Origin of the sequence: Chitinophaga sp. CF118, assembly GCF_900112615.1 — a bacterium.
GTDB lineage: Bacteria > Bacteroidota > Bacteroidia > Chitinophagales > Chitinophagaceae > Chitinophaga.
In genome coordinates, this window is sequence record NZ_FOMK01000005.1 from 128,807 (window position 1) to 146,653 (window position 17,847).

Annotated in this window: 17 protein-coding genes; 14 read left to right on the forward strand and 3 right to left on the reverse strand. The window is 38.3% G+C overall.

The window, feature by feature from the left end:
- The first annotated feature begins 131 nt into the window (after positions 1 to 131).
- Complete coding sequence (locus tag BM176_RS20780; protein ID WP_177230473.1) at positions 132 to 749, forward strand: Crp/Fnr family transcriptional regulator; 618 nt, start codon at positions 132 to 134, stop codon at positions 747 to 749.
- An 889-nt stretch (positions 750 to 1,638) separates the two neighbouring features.
- Here BM176_RS20780 and BM176_RS20785 read toward each other — a convergent pair.
- Entirely contained in the window at positions 1,639 to 2,409 is a 771-nt protein-coding gene (locus BM176_RS20785; protein WP_090106257.1) for a class I SAM-dependent methyltransferase, read from the reverse strand.
- A 203-nt stretch (positions 2,410 to 2,612) separates the two neighbouring features.
- Between BM176_RS20785 and BM176_RS20790 the strand changes: the two genes are divergently transcribed.
- The 13 genes from BM176_RS20790 (at position 2,613) to BM176_RS20850 (ending at position 15,369) form a co-directional block, all read left to right on the forward strand.
- On the forward strand, positions 2,613 to 3,302 hold the full coding sequence (locus BM176_RS20790) for a helix-turn-helix domain-containing protein (RefSeq protein ID WP_090106258.1): 690 nt from the start codon (positions 2,613 to 2,615) through the stop codon (positions 3,300 to 3,302).
- Positions 3,303 to 3,370: 68 nt separating this feature from the next.
- Positions 3,371 to 3,748: a VOC family protein gene (locus BM176_RS20795; protein ID WP_090106259.1), complete on the forward strand. Its 378-nt coding sequence runs from the start codon at positions 3,371 to 3,373 to the stop codon at positions 3,746 to 3,748.
- A 250-nt stretch (positions 3,749 to 3,998) separates the two neighbouring features.
- Entirely contained in the window at positions 3,999 to 4,697 is a 699-nt protein-coding gene (locus BM176_RS20800; protein WP_090106260.1) for an HAD family hydrolase, read from the forward strand.
- Between the two features lie 21 nt (positions 4,698 to 4,718).
- On the forward strand, positions 4,719 to 5,273 hold the full coding sequence (locus BM176_RS20805) for a TerD family protein (protein ID WP_090106261.1): 555 nt from the start codon (positions 4,719 to 4,721) through the stop codon (positions 5,271 to 5,273).
- Positions 5,274 to 5,291: 18 nt separating this feature from the next.
- Positions 5,292 to 5,906 (forward strand): TerD family protein, encoded by a 615-nt coding sequence (locus BM176_RS20810; protein WP_090106262.1) that lies wholly within the window; start codon positions 5,292 to 5,294, stop codon positions 5,904 to 5,906.
- An 18-nt stretch (positions 5,907 to 5,924) separates the two neighbouring features.
- Positions 5,925 to 7,022: a toxic anion resistance protein gene (locus BM176_RS20815; protein ID WP_090106263.1), complete on the forward strand. Its 1,098-nt coding sequence runs from the start codon at positions 5,925 to 5,927 to the stop codon at positions 7,020 to 7,022.
- A gap of 13 nt (positions 7,023 to 7,035) precedes the next feature.
- Entirely contained in the window at positions 7,036 to 7,998 is a 963-nt protein-coding gene (locus tag BM176_RS20820; protein ID WP_090106264.1) for a hypothetical protein, read from the forward strand.
- A gap of 12 nt (positions 7,999 to 8,010) precedes the next feature.
- On the forward strand, positions 8,011 to 8,535 hold the full coding sequence (locus BM176_RS20825; protein ID WP_090106265.1) for a class I SAM-dependent methyltransferase: 525 nt from the start codon (positions 8,011 to 8,013) through the stop codon (positions 8,533 to 8,535).
- Positions 8,536 to 8,583: 48 nt separating this feature from the next.
- The gene (locus BM176_RS20830; RefSeq protein ID WP_090106266.1) at positions 8,584 to 10,050 is read left to right on the forward strand and encodes a DUF3375 domain-containing protein; all 1,467 of its coding nucleotides are present in this window, start codon (positions 8,584 to 8,586) and stop codon (positions 10,048 to 10,050) included.
- Between the two features lie 7 nt (positions 10,051 to 10,057).
- Entirely contained in the window at positions 10,058 to 10,630 is a 573-nt protein-coding gene (locus BM176_RS20835; protein WP_090106267.1) for a DUF4194 domain-containing protein, read from the forward strand.
- A 16-nt stretch (positions 10,631 to 10,646) separates the two neighbouring features.
- Positions 10,647 to 14,048 (forward strand): ATP-binding protein, encoded by a 3,402-nt coding sequence (locus tag BM176_RS20840; RefSeq protein ID WP_090106268.1) that lies wholly within the window; start codon positions 10,647 to 10,649, stop codon positions 14,046 to 14,048.
- Positions 14,032 to 15,006 carry a glycosyltransferase gene (locus BM176_RS20845; RefSeq protein ID WP_090106269.1) on the forward strand — a complete coding sequence of 325 codons (975 nt, stop codon included), beginning with the start codon at positions 14,032 to 14,034 and terminating at the stop codon, positions 15,004 to 15,006. Before BM176_RS20840 ends, BM176_RS20845 begins: the two co-directional genes overlap by 17 nt.
- Positions 15,007 to 15,009: 3 nt before the next feature.
- A complete protein-coding gene (locus tag BM176_RS20850) occupies positions 15,010 to 15,369 on the forward strand; it encodes a cupin domain-containing protein (protein ID WP_090106270.1) in 360 nt (119 codons plus the stop codon).
- Positions 15,370 to 15,450: 81 nt separating this feature from the next.
- Here BM176_RS20850 and BM176_RS20855 read toward each other — a convergent pair whose 3' ends face one another.
- Entirely contained in the window at positions 15,451 to 16,491 is a 1,041-nt protein-coding gene (locus BM176_RS20855) for a hypothetical protein (RefSeq protein WP_090106271.1), read from the reverse strand.
- A gap of 15 nt (positions 16,492 to 16,506) precedes the next feature.
- The gene (gene glf, locus BM176_RS20860) at positions 16,507 to 17,598 is read right to left on the reverse strand and encodes a UDP-galactopyranose mutase (protein WP_090106272.1); all 1,092 of its coding nucleotides are present in this window, start codon (positions 17,596 to 17,598) and stop codon (positions 16,507 to 16,509) included.
- Positions 17,599 to 17,847: the final 249 nt, after the last annotated feature.

Genomic DNA, 17,847 nt, shown 5'->3' on the forward strand with positions numbered 1-17,847 from the left:
GTATCTCTCAGCGAAACTGGTATTATGCTCTATTTAGCTTTCGGGTCCAATAACTCATCTGCCCACGTGAAATAATAAAATAGATAATTTGCCTTATTAAAGTATACATGAAATGTGTTATATTAGATCAAATGAGTGCAAAAAAACATCCTACAAAAGAGGAATTAATGTCATTGCTGCAAATGTTAAACATGTTTCATCCTGTAGGTAAGGGAATTGAACAGTACTTGTTGAAAAATGTTTATTGCTGCAATATTCTAAAGGGCAAGTATTTGTTGCGAGACGGTGAAATATCCCATAGCCTCTATTTTATCCAAAAAGGAGTATTAAGGGGTTTTATCAAAGAAGAAAATAAAGAAATCACCACATGGCTTGCCACAGAAAATGAAATGGCAGCCGGTATCCGCAGCTTTTTATTGCAGGCGGCTACCACGGAAAATATCCAGGCGATTGAAGATTGTGAGTTGCTGACTATTGATTTTTCCGATTTGAATAAAATGTACCAGAAGTATCCTTCATTTAATATTGTTGGCCGGAAAATAACGGAATATCATTATATACAGGCCGAAAACAGGGCATATATTACCCGGCTACACGATGCAGAAAAAAAATACGCGTATTTTCTGGAGTTCTATTCCCACCTTGCCAACAGGGTACAGCTTACCTATGTAGCCTCCTTTTTGGGCATAACCATCGAAACATTAAGTCGGGTAAGGGCCAAAACTTCCACACGAAAAAAATTGAAATAACCGGTATTTGGCAAATAAATGTCACTATTACAATTAAAAGTTTTTGATATATATCAAATAAAACTACCCTAACCGCCTGTTTTATTCATCTGAAGAAAATCCTTCAAAGCCTTTCTGCATTTGCTTTGTAGATTCGAAACCCGATATTTAAATTCGACAAGTGCCTTTAAACCCCCTCTTCAGGGGGTAGTGATGTTTCATTAATTCTTTCTAATTTTCAACTGCAATAGAACCTTGTTGCAAATGTTTTGGAGAGGCAGATGAAGTATTGTCATGAAAAAGAGAAGAGGATAAACCAACTCAATATGAGCTACTGTCGCACATTTAAAACCAATTTACTTTTATAAAATGTAAGTATCTATATACCTATACCTGTACCTATGCATATACCTATGAAAATCCTATATCTACACCTATCCCTATGAAAAGGGCACCTGTACTGTACATACTGGTTCACTTTTTAACAACCAGTTGTTTATTTGCTCTGGCAGGAACATGGCACCAGGAAAATATGATTTTCAATCTTCCTCATTCGGAGCCTGTTCCCTGCTGGGTAAAGTTTATAGATTGGGGTCATCCCAATGTTTACCATTAAAGCATGCAATGAAAATGAAGTTCATGATTTCTTTTTCTTAATCCATCAACAAATGTCCCTTGAATTAAGCCAAAAGTTAACCTTAACCCACAGCCGTGGAGACGAAGAGGATAATATAGTTCTCTGTGCGTCTCTGCGGTCTTTAATTCACAGAGATGCAGGAGCAAATCCGAATTATTATGGGGGATAAAACAGCCAATCAGGCAATTTGCTAAAATCAATTACTTGGTTAGATAATTGTTCTGTTCTGGCTGAAAAGGCTACTAATATGGTAGCCTTTTTCAATCAGGTTATTTAAGCGGACTTCAATTTTTTCCCAATAGCAATGAGATGAAATGGATCTGCAAAACCTACACCTAAAAGTTCATAATTAAAATACGAGAAAATTTGTGCGAGAAGCTCGCTTGAAAACACATGATGATGTATACATCTGTTCTCTACATTCTTTAAACAGAGCTCTTTAAAAGAAGCCAGATCACCAGATTGTTTGTTTCTTGATAAGTCATGCAATCTTAGAATTTCTTCCAGGTGAGTCATGTCATCTTCCCGGGTATCATTTTCAAAATCTTTAATAAGATGTTCTATGGTTGTGATTGGACGTTTATGATCAAAAGTATACTTCGGATGGGGTAATACTAATAAAAGAGTACCATCCTGTTTTAATACTCTCGACCATTCCTGAACAGCTTTCAATGGATTTGCAAAATGTTCCAGATTGTGACAGGATAAAACGAAGTCGTAAGATGCATCCTTAATTTCCTGTAAATTAGTACCCTCACATATATACTGATAACCTATTTTATCATCTGCATATTTATAATTATTCCCCTGTTGGATCTTGCCTTCCCATACAGTCTCTGCTGAGAAATTTACACCATCAATTATTGAGGCATATTTATAAACTGGTAAAAATCTGCCCTCTTGAAAAATTACACTTGGTCCACCTACCTCTAACCCTTTTTTATTCTCAAATAGATTTTTATTATTAGAAAAAATCGGCAGGGTTGGACCAAAAAGAATTTTTTTGGCTCTCCGGATCATTCGTCGGGCATAGTCTGTTATCATATAAGAAATTTAACAGTTTTTTAATTGTTTATCCCGTAATATACTTAGGATCAAATAAAATAATCTAAAAGGTCGCAATATATTAAACTTTGATTACCTCACCTACATGAAATTATCAAACCAGATAAGGATATCTCATACACCAGAGCCGGCCTGGTTTTGATATTTGTCTGACTAATTTAAATGTGTAACTTGACCATATAATGAGTTACACCGAATACCTTCCTCATCCCGCTTTACAAAGCTATATTGATGCTTACTGGACTGTTCGCATTGATTGGAAAGGAACACCCTATTCACACCGTGTACTACCTGATTGTTGCGCCGATATAATTTACAATACAGATGAAAGCTTCCTGGTGGGTACAATGACTACTTTCAAAGATACCTTCCAGACAGCCGGTTCCTCTACAATCGGTATCCGTTTTAAACCAGGAGGCATTGCTGCCTTTTACCGCTTAGATCTGAATGAATTTACTGACCAGAGAATTCCTTATCAGGATAAAGAACTTGCTGAAATTATACATCGGAACATAGATCTTAGGAAAAACCTTGATCGTTATTTCCTGAATAAACTTAATACACAACATCTTCCTTTGTCTGCAGTGATAGGGGATATTACAAAATTCAAGGGGCAACTCCGTGTGGCGGATCTGATAAGCAGACACGCTATGAGCGAACGGAAGCTTGAACGGCTTTTTAAACAACATACCGGTGTGAGCGTAAAAGGAATGATCCGGCTGGTGAGATTTACGAATGCACTTGATGCAATCAGAAATAATTCAGCCGGTGCTAATCTTACGCAGATTGCTTATGCAGCTGGCTACTACGACCAGGCACATCTATGTAATGAGGTGAAGGCTTATACTGGTCTTACACCTGCTCAATTATAAAATTGCCGGATTTTTCCAAGTTCCCGGGCTGGCAGGATTTTAGCTTTGCGGGATAAAAATCAGAAATTATGGAATCATTATCGCCTAACATGTATGTGCATGACGTGAAAAGCACCATGGAATTCTATCAGATCTTAGGATTTAAGCCTGTTATGACTGTGCCCGAAAATGATGAACAACCCATCTGGGCAATGATGAAGAATGGTAATGTCTCTCTGATGTTTGAGGCTTTCAAAAGCATTGAAGGTCGCTTACCTGAGATCAGCAGGCAAATGGGAGGCTCCTTCTTACTATATTTAAATGTAAAAGATATCCGGGGCCTTTTTGAATCAATAAAGGGAAAAGTCACTGTACTCAGCGGATTGGAAACCACGTTTTACGGAGCCACGGAATTCGTTATTAAAGATTGCAATGGATATGTACTGACCTTTGCAGAACATGAATAAACATGAAAATATCTCTCCCTGTCCCATTACCGGGACAGGGGATTTCTTTATACCCCTCCAAGCCTGGATAAATCTTAAGTTGCTGTTAAATAGTTAGTTATATCCTATATATATGTTATAAAAACGTTATTTTGTTGTAAGGCAACCCTTCTTATCTGCACGATTTTTGATCTAACCCTAAAAACTATTACTTTTAATAGGCAACAGCCGTCTTTCACAGACCTGCTTTACAACTAAACCCGATCATTTAATGAACAGTTATAAACACTTTTCATTCGACTTATGGCTAACTTTAATTAAATCTCATCCTTCTTTTAAACAGGAACGGAACAGGTTCTTCTATGATAATTTTAATCAAAAGAATAAATCACTGGAAGAAGTAACCCGGATTTTCCGGCAGGTAGATTTGATGTGTAATGCGATTAATGAGAAAACGGGTAATAATCTGGAGGCAGAAGAAATGTACCTGATGGTAATTAGTGAAATGAACGATCATGAAAAGTCTTTTCACGATATAGACTTGTCTGCACTATACGATGAAATGGAACAGCTGGTCTTTAAATATTTACCTGTTATCTACTGTGATAATACCTCCAGCGCATTGAGCCGGTTAAAACAATCCGGAAATAATACGCTCAGCCTTCTGAGCAATACTGCGTTTATTAAGGGACGAACACTAAGGGAAGTATTAAAAAGGCTGGAAATTCATCACTTATTTGACTTTCAGTTATATTCAGATGAAGTTGGAATGTCTAAACCCAATCAGGAACTATTCCAGCTTATGATAAGAACAGTAACTTCGCACAGAAACGAAGAGAGCATTCAATTAAACGAGATCATTCATATTGGGGATAATATTAAAGCGGATATTGAAGGCGGTAGCATTGCCGGTATCAGCACACTCTTAATAAATTCAAATAATAAAAGTATTTTAAGTTTGTTTAACTAAAATTTTTAAAGCAAAGATTATATGGCAATTAACTTACAAAAGGGACAAAGAGAATCAATCAATTCTCCAAAATTTACAATTGGTCTGGGTTGGGATACAAACAATTCTTCCACGGGTACCAGCTTCGACCTTGATGCATCAGTTTTCATTCTCGGTGAAAATAAAAAGATACTTTCTGATCAACACTTTATTTTTTATAACAACGCTAAATCTCCCGGAGGTGCCGTAGAACATACCGGTGATAACCTCACAGGTGAAGGTGCTGGCGATGACGAACAAATCATTGTAGACCTTTCCAAAATCGATGCACAGGCTACTGAAATATGCGTAGTAGTAACTATTCATGAAGCGGAAAGCAGAAGGCAGAACTTTGGCCAGGTAAGAAATTCATTCGTTCGCATCTTTGATTCAGCTTCAAATGAAGTACTCCTGAAATACGAACTGGAAGAAGATTTCTCAATTGAAACAGCAGTAGAATTCGGCAGGATTTATAAACGCAATAATGAATGGAAATTTGAAGCAGTAGGTGTAGGTATGAAAGGTGGATTGCAGGATTATTTAAATAAATATAACTAACCCTAAAAAAATATTAGCATGGCTATCAATCTTCAGAAAGGTCAGAGAATATCGCTTGAAAAAAGCAATGGTACAAAACTGCAGTATGTTTGTGTAGGAATCAATTGGGGCGCAATTGAAAAGAAAGCCATGTTTGGTCTTTCCAAAACAAAAGAAGCCGTAGATCTGGATGCCAGTTGCGCATTATTTAACGAGCAGAAACAACCACTGGAAGTTGTATACTTTGGTAACCTGAGATCAAAAGATAATTCAGTAATACACAGTGGTGATGATCTTACCGGTGATGTAAATGGTGATGATGGTTTGGATAATGAAGTAATTACACTTGATTTTTCCCGCCTGAATCCTGCAGTGAGTTATGTAGCTTTCGTACTGAATAGCTTCAGAGGGCACGATTTCGGATCTATTCCATTTGCTTCTATCCGCATTTACGAAGGTACTCCTACCAGAGTTACCGAAGTATTTGCGAAATACGATATTGCACATGATGCCGCTTTTGCAGGACATGTTTCCATGATCATGGGCGTGTTTTATAAAAAGAACGGGGAATGGAAATTCAATGCAATAGGCGAAGCAACTAAAGATAAAAAGTTACAGGAAACTGTTGACACAGTTACACAGAACTATTTATAACCGTACTAAAAATACCTTATGGAAAATAATCCCAATAACACAGAGCTCGTTGTTTCCCATCCCAGGTTGGATAAAGAGGGAAATGTTGATCTTACTGTAGTAACGCCGGATGATGCCAAAAAATACGGTGAGATAAGCAAAAACCTGGTGCCAGGTGATGTGAACTCAATCCTGAACTATGGCACGGAAGTACAAAACTCAATGGAGAAGTACAGTAATGAGTTTCTCACATCTGTACGCACATTTAACTCCGGTGAAGTAGGTGGACTGATTAACGATTTGCTGGGTGAACTGAATTATATTGATGTTGATGAACTGGAACAGGGTGGTTTCAAACAACTACTGTCTAAAATACCATTCCTGAAAAAGATGGTATTTGATGCAAAGAAACTCTTCCAGAAATATGATACAGTTGTTAGTAACATCGATAAAATTACTAACAAGATTAAAGCCGGTAGAATTAATTCTATAAAGGATAACAGCTCCCTCCAAACAATGTTTGACAGTAATGTAAATTACATTAAACAAATGGAAGACCTGATCATCTCCGGTCATATCAAATATAAAGAACTGAGTGAGAAGCTGGCCGAAATGGAAGCAAATTCTGCCAACTATAACGATTATGAAATTGCCGATCTGCGCGATTATACTATCCGGCTGGACAAGCGCCTGGCTGATATGAAGATTGTAAGGTTCATCATGATGCAATCACTCGCTCAGATAAGAGTAGTACAGAATAATAATACCTCTATTGCTGAAAAAGCACAGTCTATTGTTTCTACTACTATTCCTGTATGGAAAAATCAGCTCACTATTGCCGTTGCTCTGCAAAGACAAAAGGCTAATGTGGAAATGCAGAAAAAGATCTCCGATACTACCAATACTATCTTACAGAAGAATGCAGAAATGCTCAGACAGAATAGTATTGACGTAGCGAGAGAAAATGAAAAGACAGTTGTTTCCATTGATACTTTGAAACGTACTACGCAATCACTGATCGAAACACTGAATGAAGTGAAGAAAATTCACGAACAGGGTACCGAGAACAGAAGATTGCTGGATACAGAATTACAAAGCCTGGAAACCGAATTGAAGAAGAACGTAACTAATGTTTAAGCAGGAGTAGAAGATGGATGACAATGTGGCTATATTACTAAGGGATTCAAATAAAATAATCAGCAAACTACAGTTGCTGTCTGTTTTCTTTGAAGAGGACGTGATTTATAAAATCTATCTCCGGACACAGGTAATTCATAAATTATTTGAGAATAACCCGGACCTGGATATTAATAAACTGGAGTTATTCCATCTTCAATACACTTCTACAATAGTTGAACTGCTTAAGAAAATTAAAGCATCCAATGAAAGAAATATCAGCATTCTGTTAGATGAAATTCATCTGAACAAAGAACTGATAGATAATATAGAAGATTCTGTATTCACTGAAAAGAATTTCAACCTGGATAAACAACGGCAGGCACTAAAAGTCAATTTATCACTAAGGAAACTATACCAGATTCTCTCCGATAATACGGACGAAGATCCATTTTCTAAAAATATAAATGCTTTCAGTGCCCGCTTTTCTGCGGATTTCTATTATGATATTCCCTGGGCATTATTCGAGGAACTCACTACATACAATCCCAAAGAAGTATACAGGAACTCACATGCTACTATTCAGCGAAAGCTGATGGGCGTTCTGTGTAAAACTGATTTTAAAAGCGAATTCATTTGCGGATTGGCTTCAAGTCATTTAGTACTTGAAATATATAAACTGCTTGAGGAAGATAAACATTTCCTGTTCCTGCCATCAAGAAATGTATTCCTGTTTTGCGACCTGTCTAAAATAAATGGGATTGACTGGTCTAACACCATGTCTAAAAAAGCAAGACTGAAACAGGAATTGATGGATAAGAACGACCAGTTACAAAGCGCTGCAAATATTACAAAGACCACCATACCAGATGAAATTAAAAATCTGATCAAAGATTACTACGATAAGATTGATGATGTGAACTTTCTGCAGAATATCAGCAACTTCGACGTACAAGCCAATATCCTTAAATCTATGTTGAATACAAACAGTATTTAACAGCAACTATAGATGGAATTAAACGACGCTATACAATTGATCCAATGTGATCAGCTTTCTCAAACACAAATATCCAACTGGGCCGATTTAGGGTGCGGCCAGGGACTATTTACAGCCGCTCTATCACATTTTCTGCCGCCGGGAAGCCAGATCTATGCAGTAGATCAAAAGCCGCCTGTTACTGTCAAAGGAGTGAAAACAGGGGTGCCGGTAACCATACAAAGATCCGACTTCATAAATGATCCGTTCACTTTTAAGCAGTTAGACGGGATTATTATTGCCAATGCACTGCATTATGTAAGGAATAAGGAGAGCTTTATTAAGAAGATAAAGGATTGTATGAAGCCGGAGGGCATTTTACTGGTGGTAGAGTATGATACGGATCAACCGGTTCCTGCCTGGGTGCCATACCCAACAAGTTATAAAACACTGCAACAATTGTTTGAGAGCCAGGGATATACCCACATAAACAAATTGCAGGAAAGACCTTCCGTTTACGGACGTGCTAACATATATGCTGCACTTATCCACAGGTAGGACTTATTCTCCTGTTTTTTCTCCAAATTACACTCTCTTATAGAATGTATGAATAAAAAAGACCTTTATTGGCTAATATCCTCATCGCCGGCAATACAAATGTTGCGCCTGCGTAATACGCAATGGATATTACCGTTCTTATATAATATTTTCAAAGAAGAGAATAGGTTTTCTATTCCGGAGCCAAAACTGATACAGCTTCTGGCAGAAGAGCTTGGCTCGCATGAAGATGGTACGGAAGATCTGGAGGAAGCAAAGATTGGTTTTGGAGAAGATGAGGAGGCCCGTAGCCGGAAATATATCCTTAACTGGGTCCAGAAGAGAATCTTACAGGATCTGCCGGATACAGAAGGAAATACACAGTACCAGCTAAGTGCACACACGGAAAAGGTTTTACAATGGATGCAGAATTTACAGCTGCGCCAGCATGTGGGTACAGAAAGCCGCTTTAAACTTCTCTTTAACTCACTGAGGGATATCGTTGAAAATACAGAAGATGACAGAAGTAAAAGACTTGAAATATTAAAGAACAGGAAAGCCGAGATTGAAAAAGAAATCAAAGCAATTGAGCTGGGGGTTATTCCTGAACGCTATAATAATGCCCAGGTAGAAGAACGTCTGGAACTGTTCACAAGACTCTGTTATGAACTGATCAGCGACTTCCGTGAAGTGGAAGACAATTTCAAACAGATCCACCGTTCTATTGTGGAACAGCATACTAAAGCTGAACAGAATAAAGGCGCTATTATAGGATTTGCATTCGAAGCATACGATTCCTTAAGAAACAGTAACCAGGGAAAAAGCTTCTATGCTTTCTGGGACTTCCTCATATCAAGAGAAGGTAATGAAGACTGGAAAGAACTCACCATTCAGTTGTCGCAGGTGCTGGCAGATAGAAAGATTGAGAATGACGAATACTTCTTACAAAACATTAAATCATTACTGTTAGAACAAGGTAGAACAGTATATGATGCAAATGATAAGATGGCAGAAAAACTCAGCCGTATTATCTCTGAAAAAGAAATAGCCAGACACAGACGTTTACGTAAACAGATTAATGGTATCAAGGAATTAGTGTTCGACCTGATAGATAATGATAAAGTGAATTCCGGTATCACACTGGAAGATAGTGCCGACATAAAAATGGTCATGGACAGGAAGATGATGCTGGAACAGAAGAAAGGTGTTGCCGAAGTGAAACAACCTGTTACAACTACCGAGAAGATTGAAGACATTACGCGGTTCAGCCGCTTACTGGCTTCCAATTATATTAACAAGAAACAATTATGGCAGAAGGTGGAAGATGTATTAAAAGAACGGGATACTGCTACATTGAAAGAAGTGCTGGAATGTACACCGCTTGAACAGGGACTTGCAGAAATTATCGGGTACTATGACTTTCTGCGTGAAAAAGGAGGCCGGGTATTAATAATGAAAAATACCACAGAGCTGATTCCTTTGAATCCGGAACAGACAAAATTTGTAGAAGTACCTTATTTATTGTTCACTAAATAATAATAACATGAGCACTCCCAATAAAATATTGCCTTATGCTGCGGTTGTTGTTAAATTGCTGAAAGGGCCCGTAGAATATGTAGATAAAGGTATCTGGGAAAAACTCCTGCAATTCAAAGTTGAACTGACAGGGTTTCTCCAGCAATTAGGATTAATGCTGGTACTGGATGAACAGGATGGTTTTGCATTTGTAAAACATTCCCTGTCTGAAGATGAAGAGGCTTATGTAAGCTGGGTGCAGCGGCGTTCGTATACTTATGAGGAAAGTATTATGCTGGTACTGCTCCGGGAAATGATGGCAGAATTTGAAATTAGTGAGTCTTCTTCCCGTGAATTAATTAAAAAAAGACGGGAGATAAAAGAATATGCTGAACTCTTTTTTAAAGAAGGTGCAAGTCGTATTAAGTTCTTAAAAGAAATAGACAGACTGATCGATAAAGTGGAAGAAAATGGATTCCTGCAACGAATAGAAAATCATGAAGTGCTGGATGAACAGAAGTTCAGGATCAGGAAAATTATAAAAGCCAAGGTTGATAGTGAGGTATTGGAAAACTTCCATCAGCAATTGATAGCACATTAAAATATCAGGCCTACAGATGCAATTAAACGTTTTTAATACTGATAATCAAAAGAGTGGTTTTCGCCTTCAATATATCGAAATATTTAACTGGGGAACTTTTGATGAGCATATCCATACAATAAAACCGGGCGGGGAAACCAGCCTGCTTACAGGTGCTAATGGTAGTGGTAAAACTACTTTCATAGATGCATTGCTTACGCTGATAGTACCTGAGAAGAGATATCGTTTTTATAATCAGAGTAGTGGTAGTGAGAAGAAAGGTGACCGTACAGAAGACTCCTACGTAATGGGAGGTTATGGTATGATCAACAGTGATGCTACCGGCGCTACAAAGACCTTATACCTTAGAGAGAATAAAGAAGAAGCATACAGCATTTTACTGGCGAATTTCGCAAATGAGGCAGAACAGGCTGTTACACTTTTCCAGGTAAGATACTTCTCAAACGGAGATATGAAAAAGGTGTTCGGGATTGCACATAAATCCCTGCACATTGAGGATGACTTTAAACCATTCGATCTTAGCGGAGGCTGGAAACGCCGCATAGATCAGAACTATAACAAAGGGAACCGTAAGCAGGTAGAGTGGTTCGATGCTGCCAGTAAATATGCATTGCGCCTCGTAGATGCACTGGGTATGCAAAGCATTCAGGCTTTGCAGTTGTTTAACCAAACCGTTGGTATAAAGGTATTGGGCAACCTGGATGATTTTATCCGGATGCACATGCTGGAGCCGCGTAATATGGAAGATCAGTTTCAGGATCTGAAGAAACATTTGACTACCCTAATGGATGCTCAACGGAATATTGAAAAGGCAGAGGAACAAATCCGTCTGTTAGAGCCAGTGGGTGAGCATCATAAAAACTTCCATCAGCTACAGTCCGAAATTATACAGCTAAAACAGGAGCTTGAAATATCTGCTATATGGAACAGCTTTACTAAAAATCAATTGCTGACACAAACCCTGCAGGATCGTCGGCAGCATACTACCGTATTATTAAAGAAAATAGAAGAAGCAAAAGCGTTTCAGAATGAGTTGCTGGAAAAGGAACGCATCACCAGAAACCTGCTGGAACAGAATAAAGCAGGACAACGTTTGCAACAACTGGAAGCAGACATCCAGGAATTAAAAAAGAAGAAGACCTTAACAGAAGAAAGCCTGAACCAGTTCAATGAATGGTGCACTGCTTTAAATCTGAAGGAAGAAGAAATTCAGGATGAGGCTACCTATCAGCGGCTCCTGAAAGAAGTGAACAGAACCATCTTAAAACTGGAAACTGAACAGCGCCTGAATGAAGAGGATGAATACAGTGCTAAAAGAATCAAAGAACAATCGGAAGGAGAGAAAGAGGGACTGGAAAGAGAAATAGAAGGATTACATCAGTCTAAGAATAATATCCCCGGTCACCTTGTTAATCTGCGAAAGGAAATTTGTAACAATCTGAAGATTGATGTGAATGAGATCCTGTTTGCTGGAGAACTGGCGCAGGTGAGAACAGATAGCCTGGAGTGGCAGCCTGCATTGGAGAAACTGTTGCATTCATTCTCATTGAGGTTACTGGTGCCTGAAAAACATTACAAAAAGGTAACTTCTTATGTGAACAACAATAATCTGCGTACACGACTGGTATATTACCAGATCAGAGATGCAGCACTTGAATTATATCCGGAAGACAATACTGTATATCACAAACTGGAGTTTCATCCGGAGCATAAGCTGAGTAAGTGGGTACAACAACAAATTATTCAGCAGTACAGTTATACATGTGTAAATGACGAAAAATCTTTACAGCGGTATGATATGGCAATTACTATCGATGGGCTGACAAAGAACAGGGAAAGGCATGAGAAAGATGACCGTTCCGGTAGTAACGATGCTTCACGATATGTGATGGGCTGGAATAATGAAAAGAAAAAGGATGCCCTGATTACACGGAGAAATAAACTGAACGAACAGATCGTTGCTTCCAATGATATCCTGCAAACCAGTCGTAATAGATCTACCCGTTTACAGAAGCAGTTTTATGCCGCAGGGAGGATTAAAGAACACAAAGGCTTCGATGAAATCAATACCGCTAAGATCAATAAAACAATCCGTAAAGCGGAAGAACAGATCCTTTCACTCAGAGATGAGAATAAGGAACTGGATGCATTGAAAGTACAACTGCTGGATATTGAACTGCAAAAGGTGACTAATCAGGATCAGCAAACTACATTGATCCGGGAGGAAGCATTGGAGCAGAATGGTATTTCCGAAATGGAAAAGGAGCAGGAGGCGCTGCAGCATTTACTGCAACATATCACTACAAGTGATAAGGATGAACTGTTACAGTTTCAGCAACATCACAGCAATGAATTAGGCAATGTAACACTGGAAAATATCAGCAGTATTTACAGATCATTACGTGAATCCAAAGAAGCGAATCTGAAGCGTGCCGATGATGCCAGTCATAAGGAAGAAGTACAATTGAGCAGAAGTATTAACAGGCTGAAGAATCCATCGCCTGAATTATTACAGAAGTTCCCCGACTGGATAGCAGATGTTCATTCACTGTCGGACGATGCTAAATATGCGAACGAGTATATTGAATGGATGGCGAAACTTTCTGAGGATAATTTGCCTAAATACAAGAAGGACTTTGAGAGCTTTATCAATATTACCATCACATATAAAATAGGTGGATTGAATGAAGAGATGGAGAAGTGGGAGAGAGATATCAGTAATACCATTCAGAAGCTGAACCAGTCGTTAAGCGGAATCAACTTCAACCGTTTGCCGGATACTTATATTCAGTTGGGACGGAAACCATTGGCTGCAGGTACAGAAGTAAAGGAATTCAGAACCCGCTTACTGGATGCCTTGCCACAGGATGCCAACTGGCAACAGAGTAGCTTTGAGGATAAGGCATCGCATTTCAGGGAGAAGGTACAACCGCTGATAACTGCATTGGACGAAAGTGAGGCATACCGTAACCGTGTGATGGATGCACGTAACTGGTTTGAATTCTGGGCAGATGAACGCTTCAGAAATACTAATGAAACCAAGAAGACATACCGGCAGATGGGACAACTTTCCGGTGGTGAAAAAGCGCAATTAACGTATACCATATTATGTAGCGCCATTGCTTACCAGTTTGGAATAACGCGCGAGGGAAAGAATAGCAAAAGCCTTCGTTTCATTGCAGTCGATGAAAGTTTCAGTAACCAGGATGAGGAGAAAGCAACCTATCTGATGGAGTTGTGTAAGCAGTTACATCTGCAATTGCTGGTGGTTACACCGAGCGATAAGATAGCTATCGTACAGAATTTCATTGCGCATGTGCACCTCGTACAACGTGTTAATAACAGGCATAGTGTATTGTATAACATGACGGTAAAAGAGTTGCAGGAGAAAATAAAGGGAAATGAAGTTGAAGTGTGATATAATATCCGTTGCATTATGCACGTATAACGGAGGGCAATTTCTGCAACGGCAGTTAGATAGTATTTTACATCAGACTGTTCCCGTAAATGAGATAGTTGTTGTGGATGATGTTTCTACTGACAATACAATCAGTATCCTGGATGACTATGCTGCAAAATATCCAGGTATTTTCAATATTATAAAGAATAAAAAAAATACAGGGGCAAGGAAGAACTTTGAAAAAGCGCTTTCCCTGTGCAAAGGAGATATCATTTTCCTGAGTGATCATGATGATAGTTGGAGTGGGTTTAAAGTACAGAAAGTAATAGCACATTTTGAAGCGCATCCAGAAGATAAAGTTGTCTTTACAAATGCTTCTTTTATCGACGAGAATGATCAGGTTATTCCATCATTATTGTGGGATGTAAATATGTTCACAAAAGAGATGCGCGAATTCACTGCCGATAAGAAGAACCTCCTGCGTTTCATGCTTAAATACAACAAAATTGTTACCGGGGCTACTGTGGCAATCAGGAAAGATTTTGTTGATAAAATACTGCCTTTCCGTTTGATGCATAAGTTATGGCATGATGCATGGATTGCCATTGTTGCCGCAAATCATTTTGCACTGGGTTATATAGATGAACCGCTGATCCAGTACAGACTACATCGGAAGCAGCAGGTAGGATGGCTATACATTCAGAAAATCAACAGGATTATGGAGGGCATTGATCCCGTTCCAGATCTGGTGCGTAAAGAGATGAATAATACTGTAGAAGAAAGTGAATTAGTGGAGCTGGTACATATCAGGAGAAAAAGAGTAAGGTTGATCAAACGTCTCAGCCGTTTTATTCAACTGGATAAACAGATTGCGGATGAGATCAGAGAGGAATGCCGGCTGGCTGAAAAGGCTTATATTCGCACAAAATCTTTCCCCGTTAGATTGGTGGAAACATTCAGGAAAATGTTTAAATAGACTATGATCAGGGCGTATAAATTGTATACCGGAGAAGACGGCCACTCACATGTTATAGAAGGGACTGTTGCCAACAGAGAAGTTAAAGATGCAGTATCAGTTATGTTTAATGAAACTGCACCACATTCATCGTACGACTGGCATCCGGCACCTACCACTCAATATGTAATAACGTTATCCGGCACCTTGCTTTTCGAAACTTATCTGGGAGAAACATTTACCCTGGAACCTGGAGATGTATTAATAGCATTGGATACTACAGGTTCAGGGCATAAATGGAAACTGATAGATGATCAGCCCTGGAGAAGAATGTATGTTGTATTTAATAACGATACTACGTACAATTTTGTACCAAACGTATAAGCCACCTGAAAATATTGAGGCTGACTAAAAAGTAAAACGAAGGCGTTAAGAATCCGGTATTCCTTTTAGTCAGCCCAACGTTTAATTTAGATTCCCGATAAAAATTTGCTTTACCTGTGATAGGAAAATCTCTTTTTCTGTCAGTATTCTTTTCTTATAGAATTCGAAATCCTGAATACGCTCTTCATAATTATTCAGTATATCTTCAATCTTTTCTATGATATCGGTAATACTATGGGTACTCTCATCCAGTTTATATTTCCTGTCGATAGGAACATCTTCATAGAAACGGGCAGCACCTTTAATATTTGTAATCACGCAACAACCATTTATCGCGGCTTCTCTTGGCATTCTGTCTTTGCCAGGGTGATGGCCAAAGTCTATATATAATTTACTTGTTTCAAACTCATGCAACAATTGCTCCCGGTTCATATTTTGTAGTGGCACCCAATTTAGATGAGGCGCACTTTTCATGAGTTTTTTTGTAAACTTGAATCCTTTTTTTGGATTAAATAATATTTTATTTTCCTTGGGTTTAGTACTCCCTTGATTTACAAAATCGGTATTAATATAATCGCTTAATGGCAGGATCTCTGTAAACCCATTTTTTAATAAAAACCCTTGTGCATACACTGATTGATAACAATGTAACAAACGGCTTTTATTTAGTTTGTCGTAAGATGTACTATTAAGGAAATAGTTTTTATTGCTAAAGAAATTATGCGTTAACTTATAGAAAAAATTTTCCATTCCGCAAGAAAGACCTCTTTTAAAATGATCTCTAACAGACAAATGAATTTTGGCGGGACCAAAGAAAAAATCTACACTTAACCACCATATTACTACCTGGCAATTACTGAACTGTTGGGCCTGATGCACCATTAATTCTCCCAGAATAACGATATTCTCTGCTTTGTCTTCGATATGATCAGCTATTTTGAGATTGTATTTTCTGTATTCAACTGGTGTAGGAGCAGTAGTATCGTCATAATACACTATGTACGCATCCCTGTTTTCTTCATTCAAAGCATGCACGAGCTGATGGAGTAATTCTGGCCCACCAGAGGTAGCGTGAGCAGGAGAATTAATATAGATTTTGGTTCTTTCGGTTATTTGAAGCATCTGATAATATTAAAGCTATTTAAAGTGAGTTAAGGCAGCACCAATTACCTGGTGCATATCGTAATACCGGTATTCAGCGAGTCTTCCTCCAAAAATTATATTTTTTTCCAGCGCAGCTAATTGCTTATACTGCTTAATAATTGATTCATTATGGGTATCATTGATTGGATAATAAGGTTCCTGTCCAAATTGCCATTCTTTAGGATATTCCCGGCTGATTATTGTGTGCGCCTGTGAGCCAAATTCAAAATGTTTATGTTCAATGATCCGGGTGTATGGGATTTCTCTTTCCGTATAATTAACAACAGCATTTCCCTGAAAATTGGGAATTTCCAGTCTTTCATGTTCAAATCGCAGGCTACGGTATTCAAGATAACCAAAGCGGAAGTCGTAAAATTCATCCAGCTGTCCGGTAAATACAATGTTCTCCGCGAGATCGTTTAATTCGGTCTTATTTTTGAAATAGTCAACGTTCACGCGGGTTTCAATTCCGTCCAGTAACCCTGCAACTAATTTGTTATATCCCCCAACCGGTATTCCCTGGTATTTATCATTGAAATAATTATTGTCGTAAGTAAATCTCACGGGCAATCTTTTAATAATAAACTCAGGCAGGTCTACGGCTTTCCTGCCCCACTGCTTCTCTGTATATCCTTTGATCAGTTTTTCGTAAATGTCGGTACCTACTAATAGCAATGCCCGCTCCTCAAGATTTCTGGGAGTATCTATTCCAAGTTGAGCTACCTGTTCATGGATTTTAGCTTGTGCCTCTGCTGGTGTTTTTACCTTCCATAACTGGTAAAACGTGTTCATGTTAAATGGAAGGTTGTAAAGTTCGTCTTTGAATCTTGCTAAAGGAGAGTTGGTGTATCTGTTAAATTCAACAAACTGATTAACATAATCCCAGATTTTCTTATCGTTTGTATGGAAAATATGAGCACCATACTTATGAACATTTATTCCATCATTATTTTCACAATAAACATTGCCTCCCAGATGTCCTCTTCTGTCAATAACGAGGCATTTTTTACCACGTTTTTTGGCCTCGCACGCAAAAACGGCTCCAAATAGGCCAGCCCCTACAATTAAATAGTCAAATTGCTTCATTCTAAAGAGTTCTTCGCACGGTTGATATAATGATCTTCTTAAGCAGAGATCATTTATTTTGATTTATAAGTGTTTCAGTATGATATAGGTCATGGGTTAATGCTTCAATTTGCAATACTCATGTGCACAATGATAATAATTTAATATTGATTTTTGAAGGATAATATTCCTTCAATGGGAAAATCAGTGTAAGCTATTGATTTACTTATACTTATTAAATATTTAGATGTTCATTGGATAATATATAAC

Excerpts from the sequence above, each read along its gene's own strand:
- BM176_RS20810 (WP_090106262.1), top strand. The coding sequence starts at position 5,292 with ATGGCTATCAATCTTCAGAAAGGTCAGAGAATATCGCTTGAAAAAAGC.
- BM176_RS20805 (WP_090106261.1), top strand. The coding sequence starts at position 4,719 with ATGGCAATTAACTTACAAAAGGGACAAAGAGAATCAATCAATTCTCCA.
- BM176_RS20785 (WP_090106257.1), bottom strand. The coding sequence starts at position 2,409 with ATGATAACAGACTATGCCCGACGAATGATCCGGAGAGCCAAAAAAATT.
- BM176_RS20815 (WP_090106263.1), top strand. The coding sequence starts at position 5,925 with ATGGAAAATAATCCCAATAACACAGAGCTCGTTGTTTCCCATCCCAGG.
- BM176_RS20795 (WP_090106259.1), top strand. The coding sequence starts at position 3,371 with ATGGAATCATTATCGCCTAACATGTATGTGCATGACGTGAAAAGCACC.
- BM176_RS20855 (WP_090106271.1), bottom strand. The coding sequence starts at position 16,491 with ATGCTTCAAATAACCGAAAGAACCAAAATCTATATTAATTCTCCTGCT.
- BM176_RS20835 (WP_090106267.1), top strand. The coding sequence starts at position 10,058 with ATGAGCACTCCCAATAAAATATTGCCTTATGCTGCGGTTGTTGTTAAA.
- BM176_RS20820 (WP_090106264.1), top strand. The coding sequence starts at position 7,036 with ATGGATGACAATGTGGCTATATTACTAAGGGATTCAAATAAAATAATC.
- BM176_RS20830 (WP_090106266.1), top strand. The coding sequence starts at position 8,584 with ATGAATAAAAAAGACCTTTATTGGCTAATATCCTCATCGCCGGCAATA.
- BM176_RS20850 (WP_090106270.1), top strand. The coding sequence starts at position 15,010 with ATGATCAGGGCGTATAAATTGTATACCGGAGAAGACGGCCACTCACAT.
- BM176_RS20840 (WP_090106268.1), top strand. The coding sequence starts at position 10,647 with ATGCAATTAAACGTTTTTAATACTGATAATCAAAAGAGTGGTTTTCGC.
- BM176_RS20790 (WP_090106258.1), top strand. The coding sequence starts at position 2,613 with ATGAGTTACACCGAATACCTTCCTCATCCCGCTTTACAAAGCTATATT.
- BM176_RS20780 (WP_177230473.1), top strand. The coding sequence starts at position 132 with ATGAGTGCAAAAAAACATCCTACAAAAGAGGAATTAATGTCATTGCTG.
- BM176_RS20800 (WP_090106260.1), top strand. The coding sequence starts at position 3,999 with ATGAACAGTTATAAACACTTTTCATTCGACTTATGGCTAACTTTAATT.
- BM176_RS20825 (WP_090106265.1), top strand. The coding sequence starts at position 8,011 with ATGGAATTAAACGACGCTATACAATTGATCCAATGTGATCAGCTTTCT.
- glf (WP_090106272.1), bottom strand. The coding sequence starts at position 17,598 with ATGAAGCAATTTGACTATTTAATTGTAGGGGCTGGCCTATTTGGAGCC.
- BM176_RS20845 (WP_090106269.1), top strand. The coding sequence starts at position 14,032 with ATGAAGTTGAAGTGTGATATAATATCCGTTGCATTATGCACGTATAAC.